Source organism: Kitasatospora sp. NPDC054795 (assembly GCF_053611565.1).
Genome location: NZ_JBSHAP010000077.1, coordinates 1 through 25,139, shown reverse-complemented (window position 1 = coordinate 25,139; position 25,139 = coordinate 1). Strand labels below are relative to the sequence as shown.

The window sequence follows — 25,139 nt, the reverse complement described above, 5'->3', positions numbered from 1 at the left end:
GTATGACCTTGCCGTCTCCGGCAGGTCGCGGAACTGGCGCGGTGCTGAGGTGACTGCGCGAGTGACCGCAAGCCCTACAAGAGAGCGACTTATCCAACGAACGCTGGGCGCTGATCGAGCCGGTGACCGCCTCGTGGAAGATCCAGCATCCCTCGGTCAGCTGCCACGACGGCCGCTACGAGATGCGGGAGATCGTCAACGCCTTGCTCTACCAGTCCCGCACCCAGCTGCCAGTGGGACTACCTCCCGCACGACCTGCCACCCGCCGACGCGGTGAAGTACTACTTCTACACATGGCGCAATGACGGCGCCGACCAGGCTCATTCACGACCTGCTGCGTTGGCAGGTCCGCGAGAAGAGGGGCCGATTGACCGACCCCAGCCTGGCGGTGCTCGACACCCAGAGCCTGCACGCGGCGGCCCGGGTGCCGGCCGAGACAACGGGGCGCGACGCGGCGAAGAAGGTGCCCGACCGCAAGCGGGGACTCGCCATGGACGTGCTTGGCCTGGTGATCGCCGTGGTCGCGCTGACCGCCTCCGTCCACGACAGCGCCTTCGGCGCCGCTCTGCTCGACAAGGTCGCAGCAGGCAGTGGCGGCACCGTGACGAAGGCTCTGGTGGACCAGGGGTTCAAGAAGACCGTCGTGGACCACGGTCAGCAGGTGGGCATCGACGTCGAAGTCGTCGAGCGCAACCCGGCCGAGACCGGGTTCGCCCCGCAGCCGATCCGCTGGCGAGTGGAGCGGACGAACGGGATCTTGATGCTGCACCGGCGGCTGGCACGCGACTACGAGCACCGCCCCGCCTAGGCTGAGTCCCGACTCCGCTGGGCCATAGGCGACGTGATGGCCCGTCGGCCAACCGGCAGTGCGACGTCAGGGCTCGGCGCGTGACCAGCGGGGACCTGACCCTGGGGGCGGCGCTGGTACGCCTTGAGGAGCCGGACCCGGGCCCTTGGCGGCCCTTTCCGCGATCATCCGTCCCTGTGGCCGGCCGCCGATCGCTGCCGCGCAGCCGGGTTGCCGGTCGCGTTGGTTCCCCCAGGTCCAGTGGAGGACCGGGCAACTATCGGACGATCTCCGGCAAGTGGGGGGACGCGGAGAACGGTCTTGAACGGCGATGTCTCGCGCGCCCGAACTCACCCGTCGGAGGCGGGACCAGCAGGTTCAGCCGAGGCCGGGAGCGGGAACTGCGACGGTGCCTGGGCGAGCGCCTGGGTGATGGCCTCGAACTCGGCGAGCGCGGCCCGCAGGTTCTGTGCGATCTCGGCTGCGATGGCCTCGGGCGGGTTGTCGTCCTGCGGGGTCGGATGTGCGATGGGGCAGATCAGGTCGAGGTTGGCGTCGTCCCGGTTGATCAGATCTTCGTAGGTGAAGCGCTTGAAGCGTCCGTCCGGGGTCTCCGTTCGGGAGGCGCGGTCGCCGGGGCGCAGGGCCTTGAGGACGCCGGCCAGATCCTCCGCACGCAGGGGGTGCCGTGTCGGGTGGAACGAGTGGCCGGTGCGCAGGTCGTAGACCCACAGGTGGGTGGTGGCGGGCGTGTCCGAGGTCGTGTGCGGCTTGGCGAAGTGGAGGACGTTGGTGCGAACCCCCGGCGCGCCGTGGAAGATGCCCGTGGGCAGTCTGACGAGCGTGTGGAGGTCGAAGTCGTGCAGCAGTAGCCGCCGCACCGCCTCGGTAGACCCCTTTCCGAACAGGACGCCGTCCGGCAGTACCACCGCTGCCCTGCCACCGGGGGCGAGGACCGACATGGTGTGCTGGAGGTGGTTGAGGGCCCTGTCGCGTGTACGGACGGCGAAGTCGGTGCGGTCCGGCGAGGTGTCCAGCATTCCGAACGGCGGGTTGGCGAGGACAATGTCGGCCCGGTTGAAGGCACGCGCGTGGAGCGGGTTGGTATTGGTGACGTGTACCGGGCCGCCGTACCAGCTGGTGTCCTGAAGGAGCAGGTTGGCGCCGGCCAGGCGGTACGCGGGGGAGGGCTCGTTGCCCTCGACGCGGGGTTCGATCGACGGTGACAACGCGGCGCCGGGGTGCCGCTCGCGGATGTGGCGCAGCGCGGCGACGAGGAAGCCGCCTGTTCCGCACGCGGGGTCGGCGATGCTGTCGGCTGGTCCCGGTCCCACGAGGCGTACGAGGGTGTCGACGAGGAGGCGCGGGATATGGTGCAGGCCGCTTCTCCGGGTGTCCTGGACGGCGAGTTCGAACAGGGCGTCCAGGACGTCGCCCTCGTCCTCGCCCTCGTCAGGCCCCGGGGTGATCCCCTCCTCCAGGTCGTCGATCAGTTCCCGGAGCAGGAGCGGATCGGTGACGGCCCCGCGGGCGTCGGCGAGCGCGCGCCCGAGTGCGGTTTCGGTCCGGCTGCCGAGGTCCTTCAGGATCCGCTCGTACACCTCGGGCAGGTCGATGTCCGAAGTGGCGCGGAGCGTGCGCCAGGCCTCGGATGCGGTGGCGAGTTCTGGACGGGCCGGGTGTCCGGGACGGCGTGCGGCCCGTCGGTCGGCCCGTTTGAACAACAGAAGGTGGGACACCGTCTCCAGGAACGTCCAGTCCGGGACGCCGTCCTCGCGCAGCCGCTCGTACCGGCTCCACAACCGGTCCGCCAAGGTTGTCGGACGCTCCTGCCGATCGAAGGGTAGGAACGGCTCGTTGGGGCGGCTGTTGCTCATCGGAAGTCGAACTCCTGCTGCTGGTAACCGGTCTCGGGGAACCCGGTCTGATCGCCGGGCCGGGTGGCACCGTCGGTTGCCACAGAGCCGGTGAGCCGGCCGGACAAGGCCTCGGCAAGGATCGACAGTCGCAGCCCGGCGCCGGACCGGCGGGCCTCCTCCACGTGCGTGCCGGTCGCGCTGACGCGCTCCTTCCAGATCTCCGCCGCCCGTACGAGCCGGTCCTGGACGGGGAGGGCGGGAACGGGGATGGTGATTGCCCTGATGTCCTCGAGGCGGACGGAGAGGCTGCCGGTCGTGCCCTTGACCTGAGCCTGGAGGCGGTGGCGGGTAACGGGGGCGTTCCAGACCAGTTCGAGGAACCGGTGCAGGAGCCGCCGGTCCGGCCTGATGCGAACGAGGTGGTTCTGGTACAGGGCTCCGGGCAGCTCGCCGTGCCAGGTGGCGGCCTGGCCGATGCGTTCGAGGCTGCCGTTCTGCCGGACGACCAGGAGGTCGCCGACGTCGAGGAGACGGCGGCGCACGGAGTCGGCGTCGAGCGCGGGGACGGGGATGGTGACCTGGCGGACGTCGCCGAGTGTCATGGTCTCGCGCGCGACGTTCGCAACGCCGAGGTACGGATGCAGGGATCCCTTGTCCGTGGCTGTGGGCGTGCGCAGCCCCGCGGTGACCTCGGCAACCTCCGCGATCGGCAGCAACGGCCCTGTGGCGGGAGCTTCGGCCGGGCCGCCGCCGGCGTCCACGTCGGTGAGGCACCCGCTGACCACGGCGTTCAGGACGCTGTCCCACAGCCGGGGAAGCCCCTGCCGCGCGGCGTTGTGGGCCGCTTCGCCGGCGTCGAGACGGCCCAGCAGCTCGTCCAGGGCGTCGGCGATGCGCCGTTGTTCGGCCGGCGGCGGCACCGGGACGCACCAGTCCCGGACCGGGGCGGACCCCAGGTGCTTGAGACCGGTGACGCCCCTGGCACGTCGGCCGAACTCGCCGCGCAGGGCGTCGAAGGACAGGGCGTGGTAGAGGTAGCGGGGGTCCAACCCGGGAACCGGCCGAACACGGATGAGGCCGCTGTGGAAGGTACAGTCCTCGATCTCGCCGTTCCACAGCGCCGGGCGGCCGATGCGCTCGACGCTCCCGGAGGCCTCGGCCAGGAGGATGTCGCCCGGGAGCAGGCCGTATCGGCCGGCCTGTTCCCGGGTCAGCTCCGTGGTTGCGACCTTCGTGAGGTCCAGGACTCCCCAGCCGAGGTTCGAGCACCTCAGCTGGCGCCGCGTGAGCGGGCCGGGAGCCTGTGAACGGGAGGCTCCCGGGCCGCGCTGGACCGTGGCGATCTCGCCCACCCGGCGGCGGGACCACCCGGGCGGCAGCGGCGGGGCTTTCACTGGCAACCGGCTCTCGCTTCCCCTCGTGGGCCGTGCGGGGGCGGCCTGGCGACCGCCGTCGGTCACCGAGCTCATATCTTCTGGAGACCGAGCTCGGCGAAGAGCCGTCTGGTCGCCGGGTCGACCGAGTACAGCACCGTGCCGCGGATGGAACGCGTCATGAGGACGCCGTAGGCGTTGCGGATCGCCCGGGTGAGCTCCTCGTCGGACCGTATCCGGTCGGCTTTGCTGAGCACGTGCTCGCGGTGCACGACCCACGCGCCGTCCTCCCACGTGAGGTCCGGCCCCATGATCACACCGCCCCACTCGTACTCCAGCCCCTGCGCGGTGTGGACGCAGCCGATCTGCCCGAGACCTCCGGGATCCGTCGCCCAGTACTTGCGCTTCGGAACACCGGGGGTCTTGTGGTCGTCACCGGCGTTCCACGGGCGAGCCCACCCCTCCTCCGGGGCGACCTCCGGCACCGTGCCGCTCGAATCGGTCCACGGCCAGCACATGCCCGCACTCATCCGAGCGCTGGCACCCGCCTCCTGCCGGGCACGCAGGAACCCCTCCATCTCGCCCGCGCTCTCGGCGTAGTAGAGCTGGAACGGCTCCGGGTCCGGACCGTCGTCGGGGTTCCACATGATCGGGGCACCGGCCACGAGCGGCTGGACCCAGGCGTCGTACGTCGCACTGCCGACGGCACGAAGCACCCGGTCCAAGGTGATCGGGACGACCTCCGCCCCGAGGCGCTGGATCTCCTCGACGAGTGCTTCCGGAGACCACACCTCCTCGGCGAACAGCCGCTGGTCACCGTCGATGAAGAACACGGGCACCCGTGCCCGGGAAACGATCACCTCGACCGAGGACTCGCCGGGCCTCATATGGAAGGAGCCCTTCATCGGGCGCTCCGACAACCGGTGCGCCTCGTCGCACAGGACGAGGTCGAGTTCGTCCGCCGCCCGGTCGTCGGCGACCTTGTTCAGCGTCGTGAAAGCGGCGCGCCGGCCCGGTGCCGCGCGCCGGAAGGTGTCGCGCGAAGCGACGCCCCCGGACACGAAGGAAGCCTGGTAGCCCTCGGACAGCGCGTCTCCCAGCAGGGTCAGCGCGACGAGCGACTTGCCACTGCCCGCCCGGCCGCTCACCACGTAGACCTTCTTGGTGCCGGGGGCGGACGTGGCGCGAACGGTCTCCATCACGTCGTTCACCGCGCGCAGCTGGTTCTCCACCAGGCTGAATCGGGTGTGGCCGTCAATGATCGCGCCGATCTCGTCGGTGAGGAGCGTCTCCGAGCGCCGCCGGTCGAGGAGCGCCTGGGCCGCCTCGGCACCCGACACCGGGGCGAAGCTGGCCTCGAGGAACTTCTGCAGGTCGGCCGGCCGGCGGGCCGTGAACGTCGGGATTCCGGGGCACGGCGCGACGTTGCCGATCCACTGCGCGTCCGGGCGCTTGAGGTTGTGCAGGTAGGAGGCGCCGGTGAGGCTGACGTAGCGGCTGTCGAACATGCTGTGGTGCTTCCTGAGAGCGACCACGTTGTCCTGCACCTGGACGGCCGGGTGCTTCTTGTGCTTGTCGTAATCCGGCACGAAGACACGGTCGACCGCGCACTGGGCGCACAGGCCGTTCCCGCCGCCGGACCTGCACGACGCGCACAGACCCTTGGGCTTGTCAGCCCGGGGACGCTCGACGGTGTTCCACTGCTTGAGTTCGATGGCGGCGAAGCTCAATCCTCCCGACGGGTGGCAGCCGGCGAGCACGACGTCGATCGGGTTCATGGCGGGGTCGACGCGGTACTCGACGAACATCCACACCTGACCTCGCCCGAGGCCGGTCAGGACGGCCGCCACCTCGTACAGGCTCTCCCGCCACGACGTCACATCGCCCGTCGACGGGTCCTTCCCCTCGGGGTGGGCCTCCCGGTAGCACTGCTCGATCTTCTCGACCAACGCCAGCCGGTTGCGCATCAACTCCTCGGCCGGCCAGTACGCCTCCAACGCCCCCCACACGGCACCATTCGCCATCCCGAACCCACTCCCCCGATGCCCGACCGGAACCCCGTCGCGGCCGAACCACTCATGCGGAGCCCGCCACCGGCACGTATCGGTCGACAGCGAACTTTAATGGACACCGAGTATCCCAGCGCCGGACTGGAGAGACAAGGAATTACCGTTCGGCGCAGCGGCGTCGACGCGCTGACCTCCGCAAGGGCCTGCTCGAATTCGCCTGCAGCACCATCTGTCTCCGACGACTCCGGACCGCATTCTGTAGGCTCCTGCTCTACCTGCTTCTCGAGGACTGCTTCGGGCTCGGCCACTGGAAGCGGCAGAGCGCATCGACTGCTGGAACGGCATCCTGCTGGCCTCGATGCACAGCGCGGACGCCAAAGCCGTCCCGCCGCTCGCCGTGGTGTCACGTGGCTGCGGCCGCGTCGTCACCGTCGTGGTCGGCCGGGTCGTGGGTGAGGCCGTGCCCCTTCTGCTGCAGCAGGTGGAGCTCAATGCCGCTGAGGATGACGACCACGGCCAGGCCGGTGACGGCGAGTGGGTCCTTGAGGTCCTCGGGAGTGGCGATGACACCGTCGACGAAGACCGTGGCCGCGGCGATGAAGGGCGCGGCGAGCGGCTGCAGGGCCGGATGGGCGTTGCCCGCGTTGAACACCGTGCCGGCGACGCTGAACGGGACGAGCAACAGGAGCGCGAGGGCCGGCAGGATCACGATGCACAGGCTCAGGATGTCGACCAGCGAGTTCCCGGTGTCCTCGATGTCGGTCATGACCCAGGCCACGAAGCCGATGGCGACGGCGAGGAAAGCCATCGTGGAGAGGGGGCCGGGAATCCGGGAGCCGTCGTGCCGCACCAGGAAGAGCCGCCTCAGGCGGGTTCCTCGTACGGCCGGCCGGCCGACCAGGACGTAGACCGTGCTCAGGACCGCCAGGACGGCGGCGGCCACACAGCCCAGGACGAGATACTTGCGGATCACGCTGTCGACCACCGACAGACCATCCGTGGTGAACCCGTACCGCATGACCATGCCGAGCACCACCACGGCGGTGACGAGGGAACGGACGAGGGCGGCTTTCGGAAAGGAGGTACGGCTGAGGATCACGAGGACACCGGTCCCGGCGAGCACCCACATCCCCACCATCTGCACCAGCCAGATCACGAGGTCCCACAGGAATCGGAGCATGCGCTTCTACTGCTTTCGTCTCGGTTCGGACAGTGAGGCGAGCGGTGGCACGGTGCCGGGCCCGACAGGGCGTTCCGCCATCGGAGCCGTCGGCACGGTGGCCGGGATGATCCGCCGTCCCCCTGGGGTTCGCCGGAGCCGGCCGGCTGACCGTGGAGCGGCACCGCGCGCGGCTCGGCTGTCGGGGTCACGGCCCGATGTGCACGTAGGCGGCCCACATGTCCACGGCCTCGGGGCGCTTGGCCCGCAGGCGTGTCACGGCGGCGTGCAGGGCGTGGGCGCAACCCGCGGCCGCCTCCGGTGTCGGTACTGCGGTGCGGCCGTCGGGCGTGCGTAGCAGAGTGGTGTAGAAGTCCGTGGAGACCTCGTGGGCGCGCCGGCTGTTCAGCTGCCACAGCGAGGCGACCACGTGCCGGTAGCCGGCGAGTTGCAGCGCTCCGGCGAGGCTCACCGCTTCGTCGGAGTGGGCCGGTGGCGCGCGGTGCGTCTGGCAGGCCGACAGGTAGGCCAGGTCCGCCTGTTCGAGACGGAGTCCGGCGATGTCCCGGATCCGCAGCAAACGGCTCCTGTCGCGCTCCCACAGGTACAGGACGCCGTCCGGGTCCACGGCGTCCTGCTCCGCGTGGCCCGCGAAGTGGAGCCAGCCGCCCGCCGCGAGCCGGCGTACGACGGCGTCCCGGTGGGCGTGCTCGTCCTGCAACTTCCGGGCGGCGGGGAGCAGCCGGCCCAGTTCGTCGATCTCCAGAGCGACGTGGCGCAGAGGGGGGAGGTCCGTGCCGGGGGGCGTCTTGCCGACGCCGATCAGCAGTACCGGGGAAGCCGTGCGGGATGCGGCCCGTCCGGCTTCCCCGCGCGCGGCCGCCAGGGCGCGCAGTGTGGGTGCGTGGCTGGCGACGAACCGGTCCGCGAGGCTGGCGGAGCCTCGGTCGTGCGGGTCGTGCGGGTCTGGCAGGCGTGTCGCGGCGTGCACGGGCAGCCGGTTGAAGACGCCGGTGGGGCACCACCACAGGCGCGGCTGGGTGATGTGCCGAGCGGCCGGTGCGAGTACGGGCAGGAGGGGTTCGGCCACCGTGGCCCACAGCCAGTCGAGCAGGTCCGTCAGGTAGGCGCGGCGTTCCCGGACCTGCGCCGCCGTGCCCTCCTCGGTGCCGGCCGTGTGCACCAGGGTGGCCAGCGCCTCGGCTCGCAGGACCGCTTTCCCGTGCCGGAACCGGGGCAGGGGGACGACGGTGAGCCGGCCCTCGTGGAGGACGAGGGCGTCGGAGCGCAGCGTGCTCGAGTTGAGGACGACGACGGGCCCGTCCTGGGCGGTCTCGAGCAGTCGCTGGTACGGCAGGGGCAGCAGGAAGCCTTCGAGGCCCCGTACCCGGCGCACCTGTTCCACCAGGCGGTCCCAGGTGCGCTGGCGCCTGCGGCGGTGGACTCCCGCGGAGTCGGAGGTGTGCCCGCGCAGTGGGGGGCGTTCGTCGCGCAGGAGGGCCAGCTCGGCCGCGAGCCGCGGGGCCCGGGCGCGGACCGCCTCCAGGTCGGTGCGCAGGTCGAGGGCGTACGCGAGCAGCAGTCCGCGGCCGTGTTCGAGGAGCTCCAGTGCGCGTTGTGGCGCTCCCGCTTGGAGGGCGACGGCGGCGGCGTCGGAGACGGTCTGCGAGGTGTCGCTCAGCGTGTCGAGCCGGTCGTCGAAGTCGAGTCCGCCCCAGGCCAGTTGGGGGAGGGCCCCGATGGCCGTCGTGTACGCGTCGAGCGCTCCCGTCCAGTCCCGCACCCGGGTGAGCAGCCGGGCGCGGGCGACCGCGGCCCGCCACCGGGTGGTGGGCGCCGCCACCGGGTGCCCGGCGACCCTCCGGTACAGGTCCGCGGCCTCCCGCCGGTCCTCGGCCGAGGGGTTCCGCTGGCGCACGAGCGAGTCGGCCAGGAAGAGCGCCGGCGCGAACCAGTGCGGTCCGGTCTCGTCGAGGGCCCGCACGGCCTCCCGCTGCGGTGTGAGCGACTCCTCGACGAGCCCTGGACGGCCGGTGAGCCAGCCCAGGCCCGCGAGGGCCTCACCGTACTGGGTGGCGAACAGCGCCCGTGCCGCGGCGCCCGCCGCGGGCTCGTCGAGCGCCTCCGCCAGCAGGTCCACGGCCCGCTCCAGGTCGTCCCGGGCGCGAGCCACCGCGCTCGGGTCCGGGACGGACGAGGCCGCCGTCGCGCCGGACCCCTCCCCTGCCGCCGCGCCCGGCGCAGCCGCGCCGACCCGGTGCGCGGCGCGGGCGATGAGGACGGCACCGAGGTCGGACAGGACGAGCGGGCGCAGCCAGGACCCCGCCGCACTGCGCGCGAGCGCGGACTCGAGCAGGTCGTGGGACTCGTCGAGCGGCCCCGCCTGCCGGTCGAGCTGCCACTGGGCGAGTAGGGCGAGGCCCAGGTTGTGCCGGGCCTCCGGCAGTGCCCCGTCCTCCTCGGCCGCGGCGTCGGCCAGGCGCAGGTGGAGGACCGCCTCCCGCAGCAGGTCCCGGTCCCGGGCGACCTCGGCGGCCTCGCGCAGGACCGTGCCGAGGTTGTGGTGCAGCGTCATCCGCTCGGACGGCGGCGGGTCCTCGCGGCGCAGCGCGTCCCGCAGCAGGTCCTCCGCCCGCTGGAGGCTTGCGGCCCCGCCGGCGAGGGCGATGACGACCGCGTGGTTCGAGACGCGCAGAGCCCACTGGGGCGCGGCGCCGGGGTGCGGGGACAGCTCGACCGCCCGCCCGGTGTGCTGGAGCGCCCGGTCGTGGTCGTCGCCGTGTGCGGACCCCTCGTACCGCAGACGGTGGAGGTCCCCGAGGGTGGTGTGCAGGAGCGGGGCGGTGTGTCGGGCCTCGGGGTCCGGGCACAACGCCAGCGACCTTTCCGCGTGCCCGATTCCGGCGTCCAGGTGCCGCGGGTCGCCCGTCGCCCGGTAGAGGTCCCGCAGGACGAGGCTGAGCCGGTTGTGCACCTCCCACCCGGTGCCGGTGTCCCGCAGGGCGGGAAGCACCTGCTCGTACATCCGTACGGCTTCGCTCAGGTGTTCCGGGGAGCCGTCGGCGGCCGTCACCCAGCGCAGCTCGGCTTCGAGACGCAGGCAGTCGGCGTGCGCGACGGTACCCGGGGCGGTGCCCGCGAGTGCGGCGGCGGCCGTCTCGTGGAGCGTTGCCGTGTCCGCAGCGCCGAGCGCCCCGTGGTGGAGCTGGAGCAAGAGCAGTTGGGCAAGCCGCCACTGGGTTCGGGCGCGGGGTTCCGTCGGGGAGGGCTCGGCGAGGCCGAGGGAGGCTTCGAAGTCGCGGCGCGCGAGGCGGGCGTCCTCGCGGCGCCGGTGCAGCCGGTAGCGCGCGGCGTGGAGCCGGCCGCGGAACCTGAGCAGGACCGCCGGCGGGCCCGGGGCCGCTCCGAAGGCCTCGATGCCGCAGCACGTCAGGGCGAGCGCCTCCGCGTAGGCCGACTCGTCGTAGGTCTCCTCGAAGGCGCTCAGCTGGAAGAGTGCGCGGCGGCGCAGGAGGATCCCCCAGGTCTCGACGGCCCATCCCCCGGCGGGCAGGACCGGACCGCCCAAGATCTGCCGGGCCCGTCCGGCAAGCTCCGCGCACGCCGCGTCGTCGCCCCGCACGGCGGCGAGCTGGGCGTCCGTCAGGCACACGGCGGCCCGCAGGCCGCTTTCCCAGGGATGGCGGCACCGCCCCGACAGCAGCGGTGCCATCTCCCGCCGCCAATCCTCGAGTCGGCCGAGGTCTTCGGAGCTCCTCGTCGCGCCGTAGCTCAGCGCGTGGAGCACCATCGTCGCCCAGCGGCGCCCGGCCCACTCCTCGCGGTCGCGCGCGGGGGTCAGGCGCGCGCAGTCGGCCGCGAGCTCCAGGCCGACCCGCAGGTCGTCCGGGCCGCCTCCGGCGATCCACAGGTCGCGGTGGCAGGCGGCCAACTGCTCGATCAGACCGACCCGTTGCGGGTGATCGGCCGGGATGCTCCGCAGCGCCTCCCCGTACATGGCCGTCGCGCGCCGGAGCGCCTGGACGTCCTCCGGGTTCCTCTCCCACACGCGCAGCGCCTCGTGGGCACGCCGGCCCAGGTCGGTCCCGTCGAGCCGGTCCTTTCCGAGACCCAGCAGAAGCCCCATGACGCGCTGCCCGCTGCTGAGCCCGCGCCCTCGGTCCATCCCTCATCCCCCGGTGCCCGGCACGTCGGATGCCCTACTGTGTGGCCGGAGGCGAGAGACTATCAAGGAGCTTGTGTGCGGGACGAGTTGAGCGGGATCATGGCCGAGGCGCGGGAGATCTTGGAGGACGTCACGCGGGCGCGGCTCGTCCCGGGCGACTGGCAGGAGGCCGATGCGCTGCTCGCGGCGCTCGCCGAAGCCCTCGACCGGGGCGACCAGGCCGCCTTCCGCCGCGAGCTGTACCGCCTCGAGGACCTGGTCCCGCTGGACCGGGCCCCCCGCGCGCTGACCGGCGCGTCCGGCGCCACGGAGCCGGTGCTGGAGCGGACCGCCCTACTCGTGGAGAGACTCGGCCCACCGGAGGCGGCCCCCGCTCACGGCGCTCCGGGCCCGAGCGCCCCGGGTCAGGGCTCGGCAGGCGCGACGGGCGGAGCCGGGGAACCGGGTGGGCATGGGCAGTGAGCGGAGGTACGCACGAGAGGCACTGCTCGTCCACTACTTCTTCAGGGCGGACACACTGCAGGGGGCCGGCCGCCTCGCGCTCCTGTGGGAGGCGTGCGCCCAGGCCGGAATGGACCGCACCCCGTCGCCGGGCGGCGACCTCTCCCTGCCCGCCGATCCGGGCCAGGCCCTCGCCGGCCGGCTGCTGCGGCAGCGGACGGACGCCACGGCGACCCGCCAGGCCGTGCTCTACCGCCTGAGCGGCGTGGTCGGCCTCGCCGTCATGCTGGCGGCCGACGACGGCCCTGGCCGGACCGGAGCGCAGAGCGCCGCCCGGCTGCGCGCCCTCGCGGACGACTGGGACACGGCCTGCGCGCGGGCCGCCGCGACGGCCGCCGACCCCGAGGACGGGACACTCATCGGTTCGGTCCGCCTCCACCGTTCCCTGGTGCTTCCCGACGGGGCCGCCCCCGGCGGCCTCGCCGCGGCGGACCTCGCCGCGGCGGCCCACGAACTCCGCGCGGAACTGGCACCGCAGTCCCTACTCTCCCGGCCGGTCGACCTGGCCGACGGGCTGGCCATGTGGGAGTTCTCCAGCGCGGGCGCGGCCTTTCCGGCCGACCGCACGCTGCTCACCGCTGGCGCCGCCACCGACGAGCAGGAGCGCCGACTCGACGACTGGACGTGGGCCGCGGTCGACGACCGTCTCGTCCCCCTCACCCGCTACCTGGCCCACGCTGCCGCCGTCCGGGACCAGTACCGGGTCCACGCCGACGGCACGGCGCACCTCGACGCCCGGCTGCGCAGGCTGCGGCGGCAGGGCGAGGAACTGACCCGGGAGTGGCAGCAGGTCCTCGCGAGCCAGACGGCGGGCGCCCGTGCCGGCCGCCGCGACCTGGCGCGCTGCGAGCGCATCGTCGTACGGGCGCAGTCCCTCCTGGCGGAGGAAAGGCTGGCGAACACGGCCACCGACAACCTCCGCGCGATGATGCGCACCCTCGAGATCTCGGCCGCCGGCATGCGCGTCCTGGGCACGGCGGCGGACGGCACACCGAAGACGTTGGAGGACGACGCGCAGTGCCACGCGCTCCTCGCCCCGCTCCTCGACGACCACGTGGCCTACCTGGACATCGTCCGGGACCAGGTCGCCGAAACCTCGCGCATCGCCTCCGAGATGGCAGCGGGGCGCCTGCAGAGCCACCAGCAGTACCTCACCCTGCTCCAGACCTCCGTCATCGGCGCCCTTCTGATGACTCTCACCGCCGTTCAGACCCTGGCGTACAAACTGCCGGTTCCCGACCGTCTGCACGCCCCGCTGATCGCCCTGCTCGGATCGCTCGGACTCGGCCTGCCCCTGCTGGTGGTGCGCCGGTGGCGAGGCGGCGTCGGCGGACGGGTCGGCAGTGTCCTGGAAGCAGCCTCGCTGCTGGCGACGGGAGCGGCGGCCGGCTGGCTCGCCGGGCGCGCCCTGGGGCACACCGCGTTCCTGGTCCTGGGCGGGACCGCCCTGTTCGCCATCGCCGGAGCATGGCTGACGCGTCGGTCGCCCGCCTGAACCACGCCGTCGTCCCGACACCCCGGATCCCGGCCGACCGTTGCCCACGGGGTCACCTCCCGGCCGTTCCGGCCGGCATCGGCGACGACGACAGAGTAGACCTTCGGGGCGGCGCGTAGGTGCGGGCGTCCCTGACCGTGTGGATCGAGCGGACCTGTTCGACGATGCGCTCGTGTTCGGCGGGGTGGAGCCGGGCGTCGTGGAGCGCCGCGACCTGGACGAAGCCCTGCAAGGTGAAACTGATCGACCGGTCGGCGGCGGCCTGCAGTTCGACCGGCACCTCGTCGCCGCAGGTGAACCCGGAGTCGGCCGGAGCGGGGAGGGTCAATGGAGCATCGCCGCGCGGCTCGGCCGCGGACAGCAGGTGGTTGAAGTCATTGGCTCTGGCATCACGCAGGGTGATGATCGGCACGTGGTAGAGGCGTTCGACCGATGCCAGCAGCGATCCGTGGTCATAGGCGGTGTGGTCGATCAGGTTGCAGTTCTGGCCCTCGACTCCGCTCGGCCGGACGACGGGGACCCACGGCGAGACGATCACAGCGGGGACGCGAACACCGAGTTGGTCGAACAGGAAGCCGTGGCTGTTGTTGGCCGGGTCGGTTACGTCACCGGGCGGGACGGCGACCTGCGGCACGACATGGTCGCAGAAGCCCCCGTGCTCGTCGTAGGTGATCACCAGCAGGCTCGACTCCCAGTGCGGCGACTGCCGAATCGACTCGTAGACGTACTTGATCAGGGCCTCGCCCCGGGTCACGTCGTCGATCGGGTGCTGGCTGTTGCCGCACTGGAAATCGCCGCCGTCGGTGAGGACGTGACCATAGCTGGGGTCGATGAAGACGTACGAGGCGGCGAAGTCCTGCTGCTGCAGATCCCCGGCGAGCTCGTCCAGGCCGTGGAAACGCTCCAGCATGGTGGGCAGGTCCATACCCGCCAGCGCGCCGATCTTCGGAAGGGCGTCGCCGTGGTAGACCTGCCAGTCGTACTCCTCGCTGTCCAGCGCGTCGTAGATCGTGCCGTTCTCGAACTGGTAGCCGTCGACCTGTGAGGCGGCCAGTTCCACCGGGTCCGGACTGCGGTCCAACCCGCCCGAGGTCGCCGCGCGCAGGAAGAACCGGTTCGGCCAGCTCGGCCCCGGCAGGGCACAGAACCAGTTGTCGCACACCGCGAACTCGCGGGCGAGCGTGCTGATCACCGGTACCTGGGCAGGGGTGAAACACGCCATCACCGCCCCGAGATCCGCCAGCGCCGACGCGTTGTTGTCGGCCACGGCCTGGTTGGCGTAGTTGTCCACGAACCCTTGCATGGTGAGCAGGGAGGTAACTGCCGCCGTAGTGGCGCGCATTGTCCTTCGGAGTGCCGGTGATCGGCTCCGAGGCCAGCTGGAGCCGGACGTCGCGGAACTCGTGCGGCGGGTCGGTCGGCATGACGAACGGCGCGCCGGCACGCACCGCGAAGACCTGGCCGTTGTGCGTGTTCGTCCGACTCGCCGAGGGCCCTTTGACGGTGGTCGGCGCGCCGCTCACCGCATCCACCCCGATCCCCGGCCGGAAACCGAGCTCGGCATCGACCGTGCCGGTGGAGACACCGAGCATGTGGTCGAACGAGCGGTTCTCCAGCACGAGCACGAGGACGTGCCTGATCCGCCCCTCCGACAGGGTGGGACCGAGGACGCGGCAGGGGATCCACAGGACCAGCCACACGACGTAGGCCACCACCGTGAGGAACCAGGCGAACGCGCGGCAGACCCACTTCGCCAGCCAGTACCAGGCCTGGCAGACCAGGTTGGCCACCCAGTACCAGCCGAGGCAGACCCACTTGGCCACCCAGTAGAACGCATCGCAGAACCAGGAGCACGGCGCCCAGTCGCAACACTGCTGCCGGTAAGCCCCTCGTCCGCCGGTCGGCCGCACCCGAGGTGTCGGGTACGGCCGGCTCCCGGTCTCGGCGCCCTCGCGCCGCGCGGGCTGTCAGGGGCGGTGCCATGAACCCGGCCGTGGATGCCGACTACCGCATCCGGGAAGTCCGGTGGGCGGCGATGAGGTCGCGGTACCAGGCGTACGAGGCCTTCGGGGTGCACTGCTGCGTCGCGAAGTCGACGTGGACAATGCCGAAGCGCTGGTGGCTAACCCTCGGCCCATCGAACAGGCTGTCATTCTACCGGTCGACCATCAAACCTCGTTGTCTACGGATGGTTGCCGCGGATCCCACACTTCAGTCTGTCACTGAGTGAGCCTTTGAGAGATGCCCGGCCCCTGCCCGGCGCTCGGGGCGCAAGACTTCAGGCAGTGGCACTCCTATGCGCTCCCCCCAATCTCCGACCAAGCGCCGAATTCATACTCGTCCTCTCAACCCGAGCCGTACTCTGGTGCGTTCGCCTACCGACCAGGTGAGCTCAGGACGACGGACCGGAGGGTCAGCAAGTGGACGGCACCGCCAGCCGCGCGAGGGAGGAGGCCGTGGCCTCCCAGGCTCAGCGATGGGCCGACGAACTCATTGATTTCGGACCGCGCAACACACTGCTGCACTTCAAGGACACCAAGACTGGCAGCCTCGACCTGACCACCGTCTCGATCGAGGCACAGCACGCGCTGCTGACTGGCCGGAAGGTCCGGCTCGCGAGTCTCGTATCCGATCCGTCCGATCACAAATCCGCTTGCCTCCGCGCACGCTACCTGCGGCGCCGGATCATGGAACTGGACGAGGAGCAGGGTATCGAGGCCGGCCGCCTATCCTGCGGACTGCTCAACGTGGACCCGCCGAGGACACGTGGCACAACCACCGTCCTCCCGCTGCGCGCTCCCCTCGTGCTGCTGCCCCTGACGATCCAGCCGCGCACAGCCACCGAGAACGACTTCGTCCTCCAGGTCGACGGCGAGCCGGAGATCAATCCGGTCCTGTTCTACGCGTTGAGCCGCCAGTACGGCCTGGACGCCGACCTCGACCAACTGACCGACCAAGCATCAGCCGTGCTTGAGGATCAATCGGATCCAGGCACCCGAGTACGCGCTGTATACGACCTCCTCGCCAAGGCCCTCCACCGGAGCGGGCTGTCCGCGTCGTTCGAGGAACGTTTAGTAGTCGGGGCCTTCAGCTTTGACCGGCTACCCATGGTCAACGACCTGAAGAACTCGACCTCATTGCTTGCCGAGCACCCCGTCATCGCCGCAATCGCCGGTGACAGCACTGCGGCCCGCTCGCTACTGGAGGACACGGAAGGCCTTCCTATGGAAGGCGAGATCCCGCCGCAGCAGGAGTTCCTCGTCCACGACGCCGATGCCTCTCAGCAGCATGCGATCCGCGCCGTACTGGCCGGCCGACACGTGGTCATTGAGGGCCCTCCCGGAACGGGCAAGAGCCAGACCATCGCCAACCTCATCGCCGCACTGGCCGCTGAGGGACGCCGCGTCCTCTTTGTCGCGGAGAAGCGCGCCGCGATCGAGGCGGTCACCAACCGACTCGCCCAAGTCGACCTCGACGGACTCGTTCTCGATCTCCACGGGAACAAGCTGAACCGCCGGCAGCTCGCCCAACAGCTTCTTGAGACCCTCGACCGGTCGGGCCAGGAGCCGCCGCCGCACCCTGATCAATTGCACGCCTCGCTCGAGCACTTCCGCGGTCAGATCGGACGGCACGTCTCCGAGTTCCACCAGCCCAGGTCCCCGTGGGGGGTCAGCGCCTACCAGGCGCTGACGGAACTGTCGGGAGTTCCGTCCGAGCAACAGACCCGCTGGCGCCTGCGCGGGGATGTCCTGCGGCAGCTGGACCGGACTGCCCGGCAACACGTAGAGCAGGATCTGCACAAGTTCGTCAGCCGGAAGGGGCTGCAGATTCGGCGCGGCCAATCTCCCTGGGCGCGCACCCGCGTACGGGACGCCACGGAACTCCGTCCCGTCCTCGAACGACTCGACCACCTGGCGGGCACGGCCTTCGTGGACACCCGCCAGGAGATTGAGGCGCTCATCACCACAGCGGGACTGTGCCAGGCACAGGACATCCACGGTTGGCAGCACCTGCTGGACCTTCTCCAAGCCGTGTCCGGCACCTTCGAGGAATTCACTGCAGAGGTCTTCGGACCGCAGCTCGACCAGTTCGTCGCTGCCACCGCCGACCGAGCTTGGCGCAAGCAGCACGGGCAACCCGTCGGCTGGTGGCAGCGGCGCTCCTTGGTCCGTGAAGCCAGGGCAGTCCATCGCGACGGACTGCGCGACCGCCGGATTCTCCACACCCGGCTGGTCCAGGCCCACGAGCAGCGAACCCGCTGGCAGAGCGTGTCGCTGGACGGCGCACCGCCGTCCGCCGTCCCTGAGCTCGGCGCTGCTCTGAAGAACTTCACCGAACTTCGCGACCGGCTCGCCGCAGTGGCCCTCTTTGCCGGTGTCGACGACTGGGCGAAGAAACCCGCCGACGAGGTCGCCGAGATCGTGCGGGAACTCGACGCCCACCGGGCGATGCTGTACCAGATGCCCGAGCTCAATCAGCTGACCGACCGCTTGGAGGCCGCCGGTCTTGGCCCGCTGCTCGACGAGCTGGCCCAGAGCCTCTCCACGCCCGAGGCAGCGGTCGCCCGGTTCCGGTACGCCTGGTGGTCATCCGTTCTTGACGAGATCAAGATGCATTCCCAGCACGTTCGCACCTTCATCGGACGGGAACACGATCACGCCGTCACACAGTTCCGCCGCACTGACAGCGACCACATGGCCGTCAACGCCAGCCGCGTGCGTTACTCCGTGGCGGCCAGGCTGCGAAAGGCCCGCGATGGCCACCGCGACCAGAATGCCGTGGTCCGTGACCAGGCCGCGCGCAAGACTCGACACCTCCCCCTGCGTAAGCTGGTCGCCAAAGCCCCGGACGTGCTGCTGGCAGCCAAACCCTGCTGGGCCATGTCGCCGCTCGTGGTCAGCCGAGTGCTACCGGCCACCCGGCTGTTCGACGTGGTGGTCTTCGATGAAGCCAGCCAGATCCTGCCGCACGACGCCATGACATCGATCATGCGGGGTCGCCAGGTCGTCGTCGCGGGTGACCGGAACCAGCTGCCGCCCACATCATTCTTCAGTCGAGTGCTAAGCGGCACCGACAGCCAGGAGAACGCTGATGAGGAGGAGGGGAACGATCCCGGCGTCTTCGAATCGCTCCTGGACTTGCTCAGTAGTCGACTGCCCAACGTCCACACCCTCCGCTGGCACTACCGGAGCAGTGACGAGAGACTGATCGCCTTCTCCAACCGGGAGATCTACGGCGACCGGCTCGTCACCTTTCCAGGGACCGCCATCGAGAGTCCGATCCATCTGGAGGTGGTCGACGGCCATACGCTGCCCGGCCAAGACGGATCCGCACCTCAGGAGGTCGAACGAGTGGTGGAGCTGGCGCTCGACCACGCCACCCATACCGCCGACCTGAGTCTCGGCATCATCACCATGGGCCAACGGCACGCCGATCGCATCGATCTCGCCTTGCGCAGAGCCCTCGAGGAGCAGCCGGACCTACAGGAATTCTTCAGCCCCGAGGCCGGCCCCGGCCGACGCTTCTTCATCAAGAACCTCGAACGCGTGCAGGGCGACGAACGCGACGCGATCATCCTCAGCATCGGATATGCCAAGGCCGCCAACGGCCGGCTTGCCCAACGTTTCGGGCCTCTCAACAACGAAGGGGGAGAGCGTCGGCTCAACGTCGCCATCACGCGCGCCCGCAAGCGCATGACGGTCGTCAGTTCGTTCTCCCATCACGACTACGGCCCTCGTGCCGAGACGAAGAACCGCGGCCCTGAACTGCTGCGCCTGTTCCTCGAATACTGCGCTGTCCAGGGTGACCTCTCCCGGTCTGGCGGCCGCCAGGAGACGTACGAGCTGAACCCGTTCGAGCGGGAGGTCCTGGACGCCATGCGGTCCGCAGGCGTACCCGCCGTCCCGCAATGGGGCGTTTCCGGCTACCGTATCGACTTCGCACTGGCCCATCCGGAGCGACCCGGTCAGATGCTGCTCGCTGTGGAGACGGATGGCGACCGCTACCACCGCACAGTGAGCGCACGAGATCGTGACCGGCTCCGCCAGGCACACCTGGAACGACTCGGATGGCGATTCCATCGAATCTGGGCCGCGGACTGGTTCGCTGACCCCCAGGCCGAGACGGACCGACTCGTCGACGTCTGGCAAGACGTCGTCCGGGCGGCCGATGAACCGCCGAGCGGCAGGGTGATTCAGGACCCGGTCCCCGCTCCACGTCGGGCAGAAGAGCCGTCGAATCGGCGAGGACCTAAACCGTCGTTGAGGCTCGGTGGCAGCATCGGCACCTACTCCGATATGGACCTCCGCGCGCTCGCCGGCTGGATTCTCAGCGACGGCTACCAGCTCGACCGTGATACCCGGATCAGTCAGGCCATGACCGAACTCGGCTTCCGGAAGCGAGGACGGGTCATCGTCGAACGTCTCAACCAGGCATTCGATCACTCACAGCAGTTCGCGGACAAGGAGCACATCTGATGCCCCAGCTCGATCCCATGACCATCCAGCGCATCGCGCGACTCGTCGTGGACACGGACGGCCCTTTCGAACGCCCCGGCTACCAGCTGACTGAGCTTCTGAAACGAGCGGCCTGGCCCGTACCAGTTGAGTACGACGGCACGGCGAGGGTCCCCTGGCTCAGCGAGGCGATCACGGAGTCGGCCCATGACGAAGCCGCCGTCAGCCGCCTCCTCTGCCGCATCTGCGATCCGCTGGAGTACGAGGACGGCATGGCGTCCGCCGACCTCCTCCGGCAAGGACTCAACCAGATCCTCGCCGCAGAGCAACTGTCGATCACTTACGTGGGCGGCCGCCCGATGCTGGGCGCGCTCGGCGAGGACGGCCGATCGACCACCTTCAGTCCACCCGACGACCTGGAGGCGCGTGTCCGACGACTGGCCAGCAGCGATGTGATCACTCGTCAACTCATGCAGCGGGTAATCGAAACCCGTATCTGCGCGGACAATGGTGCGCACGTCTTCGCCCTCATCGGCATCGGCAGCTTCACCGAAGGTCTATTGCTCGACGTGCTGATCAAACGCGAACCGAGCCTTGCACAGGGATTCCCGAATCCCAACGGAGGAAGGCCGGTGCCTGCGGCAAAGGCCAGCCTGGCGCTGCTGCTCGACACTGCACGGTCCCGCGGCTGGATTCAGGTCGACGCTCACGACTTCATGAAAATCGTCCGCGAGTACCGCAACTTCGTCCACCTTCGTCAGCAGCGGGAACGCGGGATCGACCCCGACCACGACACCGTCATGATGTGTTGGGGCCCGGTCCTAGCCGTTCTCAACGATCTCGAGCTGAGCCTGCAATGACTACTACCCGGCATATCTCAACCGGGTCGCCGTTTCGGCCGCACGACGCCCCCTGCTCCTCAACACATGACGTCGCCCTGGCCGCAGTCACCTGACCTTCAACCAACTCTTGTGTTCTCTCCTGCGGCTGGTATCGCTGCGAACCGCGGAGTTTCGCTCCGCTCCGTACAATAGAGCCACGAGTACGTCGTCGAGTGTTCCGCCGATTCGAAGGCGAGGCAATGTCCGACTCCTCCATCCCGCGCTCCCGTCCCCACGGATCCTCCCGACACCGGAGGTCCCGCTCTCTCGATCAAGCTCGTTTCACCCAACCGGAGTTGCTTGCCGAACGGCTGCTCATCCATGTGGACGCCACACGAGTGGGGTGGGTGCGAGACCAGCTCAACACTGGCCGGAGCGGGCTCGTGATCGGTGGGCCGAAGGCCCTCAGGAAGGCACTGGACCTGCGAGAGGAGGGCTATAAGGACGTGCTCCTCGCCGACCCGGCGTTCTACGAGGCCGGCATCGCGACGGCCGAACTGCCCTACCTGCAGCGGACCGGTGAGTTCCCCGCTACCGACCCGCTCGGCCAGGCAGTCCAGGAGCAGCTCGCCGTCGGCGCGACGGCAGCGCTCACGCCAACCGGGTACCTCCGAGCCGGGGACACGGCCGCTGTGCGAGCTGCTGTGCGCGAGGTGGTCGTGCGCCAGGATCCTCGAATCGTGCTCGCGCTACCGATCGACGTCGGCTGGCTGCAGATCGATCTGGTCGACAGTCTCATCGATGAACTGAGCACAGCACCGGGATCCAAGGCCATCATGCTCGGCGGCCAGTTGGATCCGCTGGCGAGCTTCCCCGGCGCTCTCACCGGACTGGTCCGGGTTCTGGCTCAGGTACCGGGCACCGCCCTGTTGCGGGCCGATCTCGCGGCGTTCGGTGCGCTCGCCGGGGGCGCGGCATTCGCCGGCTACGGACTTTCGGGGCGCCTCCGACACGTGGTACCGCCCGGCGAGCCGACGAAGAGCTCGGGGTTCGCCGATTCCCCGTCCGTTCTGTTCCCCGAGTTGATGGCCCTGTTCCTCGGAAAGACCCTCGCACGCCGCTTCGCCGCAACGCACGCACCCGTTTGTGAGTGCAAGGCCTGCGGACAACGGCCGCTGGACAGCTTCCCGAGCAATCGTGACGCCAAAGCAGCAGCCCAACACAACACATCCGTGTTGCTCTCCTGGCAACAGACGTTGCGGACTCTGCCGCCCGGGCCCGACCGCCAACAGTGGTGGCAGGGACACTGCCGTGCCGCCGTGAACCGCTATCCGCTCGTCAACGCCGCCATCCAGCAGCCGACCGGTTTCAGGGTCCAACCGCAACTGCTGCGGTGGTCCCTCCTCAATGCCGCTGCACCTTCGACATCGACAGGCGCAGGAGCGGACTGAGAGGCCGGCGGTTCAACCAAGCCGTCCATACAACTCCTCGACGAAGTGCCAGGCCGCTGCGGTGTGCCGCAGCGGCCTGTACGCCTCGGGTTGCAGGGCCATCCGGATACCGTCCTGCTCATGGACGAAGACGCCGATGCCGTAGAAGGCGGCCTCCGTCAAGATCTCGTCCAGCCCTGCGCACGGGGGCCGGCGGAGCAGGACGGCTCGGCGGCAGAACGGCGCGAATCGGCCTGCACGCTCAAGACCCTGCCGCCAGTCGGTAGCCGACACAACCGCGAGGTCAACCGCAAGCGGCCGGACCGCTCGACGTGTCACCAGCTCCGTGTCCGACTCGACCGCTCCATGAGGCAGATGACGAACCTCTACCTGCTGCGGGAGCGAGCCCACCGGAACGGGAAGGTCGACCGGAAGGCCGAGCAGGCACTCCAACACAGCGATGCGGTCCAACTGCTCAGCACCAACCGCTTCCCGCCTGCGATGTTCACGTTCATCAATCCGGTAAAGCAGGAGGGCGCGGACACCCAGGACCGAGAGCGTGATCCCTTCGCTCTCCTGGGACACCTGCGAGAAGGCCGCCTCGCGGATAGAGCGCCAGGCCGCAGGATTCGCCACACTTGCCATGAACCCCACCTTGCCGTACCGCGCGGCACCACCGCCAGGCGCCCCTCCGCGCCGGGCTTCTGGGAGTGCACAGGTGGATCTCGCCTCCTCAAGGCAGAACGGACCCGGGTGGCCGCGTCGGGCTACGACAAAAAGCCTCCTTGCGCCGAGGTCCTTCCGCTTTGGACGCGCGAGGTGAAAGTCCTGAAGTCGCAAGGCCGCCCTACCCTGCGCAACCGGCCCGCAGCTGAACCACTGGGGATTGGCAACGGACCTATCGAACACCCTGTCTTCTACCTGAGTCCGAGGCCCAGCTGGTGCGAACCGAGCCGTCCGGACGGTCTCTCGACTGTTGCCGAACGGCCATTCCGTCCGCAGCGACCGGCTGCCAATTACACTAAGCGGAGGGCACGATGAGTGGCAATCAGATCGCGGTACCACGCGTACGAGGCCTTCGGGGTGCGCCGCTGCGTCGCGAAGTCCACATGGACGAGGCCGAAGCGCTGGTGGTAGCCCTCAGCCCGTCGGACAGGCTGTCATTATAGGGAGACCACAACTACCTTTCACGACCTTTCTCAACTCTGCACTCTTGCACTGAAGTTACCGACGCCTACTTCGCTTTCCGCACCCGGTGGGCAGCAATGAGGTCTCGATACCAGGCGTACGAGGCCTTCGGGGTGCGCCGCTGCGTGGCGAAGTCGACGTGAACGAGGCCAAACCTCTGACGGAACAGCCCCTCAGCCCATTCGAAGTTGTCGAGGAGGGACCAGGTGTAGTAGCCGCGGATGTCGATGCCCTCGGCGGCGGCCCGGGCGAGGGCGTCGAGGTGGGCGGCCATGAAGTCGATGCGGGGCTGGTCGGGTTCGACGGACTCCTCGACGGAGCAGCCGTTCTCGGTGATGGTGAGGGGCGGGAGGGCCTTGCCGTAGGTGTCGCGGAGGTTGAGGAGGAGGCGGGTGAGGGCGTCGGGGACGACGGGCCAGCCGAAGGCGGTGTGGGGGACGTCGGGGATGTCGACGAGGTCGAAGGGGAGGCCGGGTTCGGTGGGGGCGGCGACGCGGGTGGGGTTGTAGAAGTTGAGGCCGAGGCCGTCGAGGCCGGGTGTGTGGATGAGGTCGAGGTCGCCGGGGTGGACGGCGCCGTAGATGTCGTCGGGGACGCCGAGGGCGGTGAGGTCGGGGTATCGGCCGAGGAGGACGGGGTCGGTGAACAGACGGTTGTGGAGGGCGTCGTAGGCCTGGGCAGCGGCCGCGTCGGCGGCGGAGTCGGTGGCCGGCTCGACGGGGGTGAGGTTGTTGGAGAGCATCGCCTCCAGGCCGCGGTCATGGAGGACGGTGGCGGCCAGGCCGTGGGCGAGGAGCTGGTGGTGGGCGGCCGGGAGGGCTTCGAACATCAGGGTGCGGCCGGGGGCGTGGGTGCCGAGGGCGTAGCCGAAGACGGTGTGGACGAAGGGCTCGTTGAGGCTGATCCAGGCGGGGACGCGGTCGCCGAGGCGGTCGGCCATGACGGTGGCGTACTCGGCGAAGCGGTACGCGGTGTCGCGGTTCAGCCAGCCGCCGTGGTCTTCGAGGGCCTGCGGGAGGTCCCAGTGGAAGAGGGTGGGCAGCGGGGTGATGCCGGCCTCCAGCAGGGCGTCCACGAGCCGGTCGTAGAAGGCGAGGCCGGCGGCGTTTACGGCGCCCGCCCCGGTGGGCACCACGCGGGGCCAGGAGATGGAGAAGCGGTAGCCGTCCAGCCCGAGGCCCTTCATCAGGGCGATGTCCTCGGGGTACCGGTGGTAGTGGTCGCAGGCGACGGCGCCCGTGTGGCCGTCGCGGACGGCGCCGGGACGGGCGGCGAAGGTGTCCCAGACGGACGGGCCGCGGCCGTCCTGATCGGCCGCCCCCTCGATCTGGTAGGCGGCGGTGGCGGCACCCCAGCGGAATCCCGCCGGCAGGTCGAAGCGGTTTGGCATGGCAGCCTCCTGACAACTATGTGAGGAGTCCTCATGTTATCGACGCCGTACCGGAACACCAGAGGACCGTCGACCACTCCCGGAGACCCCACAACTGGTGTCCCAGAACCCACTTGACCCCCAGTCGCCCGGCCATAGCCATCGCTGCACGTCAGACGGTAGACAACCCGCGCTGTTCGTTCACCAAAAGGCACCTCAGAGGCAATGGTGAGCAACGCGTGGTCCCCGGCAAGTCCCCGCCAAGCAGGCCATCCTGCTGCGATGGCGCCGCACCGGGATGGTGCGGAGCGACCTCGGCCCCCAGAAGATCCTTGTCCTGGACTGCGAGCTGCGATGGTGCCGCACAGGGGTGGTGCGGAGCGACGACGGACATGGAGCCTTCGCCATCTTCGAACGTGCTGGTCGGAGGGGCTGGCGTGACGGTTCTCCGGGGTGCTCGTGCTGGTCGTGGGCGAGAGTCTTCTGTCTTGATCGTCCGTCAGCGGTTGATCTCGAGATTGGTCAGCA

General features: G+C 69.9%; 13 protein-coding genes and 4 pseudogenes. 6 read left to right on the top strand and 11 right to left on the bottom strand.

The genetic code is table 11. The features are described 5' to 3' along the window. Positions 1-57 precede the first annotated feature (57 nt). Positions 58-892 (top strand): annotated as a pseudogene (locus ACWGJO_RS25795) (IS5 family transposase); the annotation flags it as partial. 245 nt (positions 893-1,137) lie between these two features. Here the strand turns inward: ACWGJO_RS25795 and ACWGJO_RS25790 are convergent. The 5 genes from ACWGJO_RS25790 to ACWGJO_RS25770 form a co-directional block, all read right to left on the bottom strand. Continuing rightward, a complete protein-coding gene (locus tag ACWGJO_RS25790) occupies positions 1,138-2,601 on the bottom strand; it encodes an HsdM family class I SAM-dependent methyltransferase (RefSeq protein ID WP_452187243.1) in 1,464 nt (487 codons plus the stop codon). Positions 2,602-2,660: 59 nt separating this feature from the next. Next, positions 2,661-3,998 carry a hypothetical protein gene (locus tag ACWGJO_RS25785; RefSeq protein WP_452187241.1) on the bottom strand — a complete coding sequence of 446 codons (1,338 nt, stop codon included), beginning with the start codon at positions 3,996-3,998 and terminating at the stop codon, positions 2,661-2,663. A gap of 113 nt (positions 3,999-4,111) precedes the next feature. After that, positions 4,112-6,043, bottom strand: a complete 1,932-nt coding sequence (locus tag ACWGJO_RS25780; protein WP_452177801.1) for a DNA/RNA helicase domain-containing protein — start codon at positions 6,041-6,043, stop codon at positions 4,112-4,114. Between the two features lie 388 nt (positions 6,044-6,431). Then, positions 6,432-7,208 (bottom strand): hypothetical protein, encoded by a 777-nt coding sequence (locus ACWGJO_RS25775; RefSeq protein ID WP_452177802.1) that lies wholly within the window; start codon positions 7,206-7,208, stop codon positions 6,432-6,434. 187 nt (positions 7,209-7,395) lie between these two features. Further along, a complete protein-coding gene (locus ACWGJO_RS25770) occupies positions 7,396-11,313 on the bottom strand; it encodes a CHAT domain-containing protein (RefSeq protein WP_452187239.1) in 3,918 nt (1,305 codons plus the stop codon). A 114-nt stretch (positions 11,314-11,427) separates the two neighbouring features. Between ACWGJO_RS25770 and ACWGJO_RS25765 the strand changes: the two genes are divergently transcribed. Further along, complete coding sequence (locus tag ACWGJO_RS25765; RefSeq protein ID WP_452187237.1) at positions 11,428-11,814, top strand: CATRA system-associated protein; 387 nt, start codon at positions 11,428-11,430, stop codon at positions 11,812-11,814. Then, positions 11,804-13,348 carry a CATRA conflict system CASPASE/TPR repeat-associated protein gene (locus ACWGJO_RS25760; protein WP_452187235.1) on the top strand — a complete coding sequence of 515 codons (1,545 nt, stop codon included), beginning with the start codon at positions 11,804-11,806 and terminating at the stop codon, positions 13,346-13,348. The genes ACWGJO_RS25765 and ACWGJO_RS25760 overlap by 11 nt, the downstream gene beginning before the upstream one ends. Before the next feature lie 52 nt (positions 13,349-13,400). On the opposite strand, the gene ACWGJO_RS25755 is transcribed toward ACWGJO_RS25760, so the two are convergent. From ACWGJO_RS25755 to ACWGJO_RS25745, 3 genes and pseudogenes are all read right to left on the bottom strand, one after another. After that, positions 13,401-14,651 carry an alkaline phosphatase family protein gene (locus ACWGJO_RS25755; RefSeq protein ID WP_452187233.1) on the bottom strand — a complete coding sequence of 417 codons (1,251 nt, stop codon included), beginning with the start codon at positions 14,649-14,651 and terminating at the stop codon, positions 13,401-13,403. Between the two features lie 82 nt (positions 14,652-14,733). Next, positions 14,734-15,048: pseudogene (locus ACWGJO_RS25750) on the bottom strand (alkaline phosphatase family protein); the annotation flags it as partial. Positions 15,049-15,352: 304 nt separating this feature from the next. Then, positions 15,353-15,485, bottom strand: a pseudogene (locus ACWGJO_RS25745) (family 1 glycosylhydrolase); the annotation flags it as partial. 283 nt (positions 15,486-15,768) lie between these two features. On the opposite strand from ACWGJO_RS25745, the gene ACWGJO_RS25740 reads away from it, so the two are divergent. From ACWGJO_RS25740 to ACWGJO_RS25730, 3 genes are all read left to right on the top strand, one after another. After that, complete coding sequence (locus ACWGJO_RS25740; protein ID WP_452187232.1) at positions 15,769-19,824, top strand: AAA domain-containing protein; 4,056 nt, start codon at positions 15,769-15,771, stop codon at positions 19,822-19,824. Further along, complete coding sequence (locus tag ACWGJO_RS25735) at positions 19,824-20,663, top strand: hypothetical protein (RefSeq protein WP_452187230.1); 840 nt, start codon at positions 19,824-19,826, stop codon at positions 20,661-20,663. Before ACWGJO_RS25740 ends, ACWGJO_RS25735 begins: the two co-directional genes overlap by 1 nt. 368 nt (positions 20,664-21,031) lie before the next feature. Then, on the top strand, positions 21,032-22,075 hold the full coding sequence (locus tag ACWGJO_RS25730; RefSeq protein WP_452187228.1) for a hypothetical protein: 1,044 nt from the start codon (positions 21,032-21,034) through the stop codon (positions 22,073-22,075). A 12-nt stretch (positions 22,076-22,087) separates the two neighbouring features. Here ACWGJO_RS25730 and ACWGJO_RS25725 read toward each other — a convergent pair whose 3' ends face one another. The 3 genes and pseudogenes from ACWGJO_RS25725 to ACWGJO_RS25715 form a co-directional block, all read right to left on the bottom strand. After that, positions 22,088-22,699 (bottom strand): hypothetical protein, encoded by a 612-nt coding sequence (locus tag ACWGJO_RS25725; protein WP_452187226.1) that lies wholly within the window; start codon positions 22,697-22,699, stop codon positions 22,088-22,090. Between the two features lie 371 nt (positions 22,700-23,070). Then, positions 23,071-23,190, bottom strand: a pseudogene (locus ACWGJO_RS25720) (family 1 glycosylhydrolase); the annotation flags it as partial. A gap of 98 nt (positions 23,191-23,288) precedes the next feature. Continuing rightward, the gene (locus tag ACWGJO_RS25715; RefSeq protein ID WP_452187225.1) at positions 23,289-24,632 is read right to left on the bottom strand and encodes a GH1 family beta-glucosidase; all 1,344 of its coding nucleotides are present in this window, start codon (positions 24,630-24,632) and stop codon (positions 23,289-23,291) included. Between the last annotated feature and the right edge of the window lie 507 nt (positions 24,633-25,139).

Bases quoted from the DNA above. Each gene is read 5' to 3' on its own strand.
- ACWGJO_RS25780 (WP_452177801.1), bottom strand. From the start codon at position 6,043: ATGGCGAATGGTGCCGTGTGGGGGGCGTTGGAGGCGTACTGGCCGGCC.
- ACWGJO_RS25775 (WP_452177802.1), bottom strand. From the start codon at position 7,208: ATGCTCCGATTCCTGTGGGACCTCGTGATCTGGCTGGTGCAGATGGTG.
- ACWGJO_RS25770 (WP_452187239.1), bottom strand. From the start codon at position 11,313: ATGGGGCTTCTGCTGGGTCTCGGAAAGGACCGGCTCGACGGGACCGAC.
- ACWGJO_RS25760 (WP_452187235.1), top strand. From the start codon at position 11,804: ATGGGCAGTGAGCGGAGGTACGCACGAGAGGCACTGCTCGTCCACTAC.
- ACWGJO_RS25755 (WP_452187233.1), bottom strand. From the start codon at position 14,651: ATGCAAGGGTTCGTGGACAACTACGCCAACCAGGCCGTGGCCGACAAC.
- ACWGJO_RS25735 (WP_452187230.1), top strand. From the start codon at position 19,824: ATGCCCCAGCTCGATCCCATGACCATCCAGCGCATCGCGCGACTCGTC.
- ACWGJO_RS25725 (WP_452187226.1), bottom strand. From the start codon at position 22,699: ATGGCAAGTGTGGCGAATCCTGCGGCCTGGCGCTCTATCCGCGAGGCG.
- ACWGJO_RS25715 (WP_452187225.1), bottom strand. From the start codon at position 24,632: ATGCCAAACCGCTTCGACCTGCCGGCGGGATTCCGCTGGGGTGCCGCC.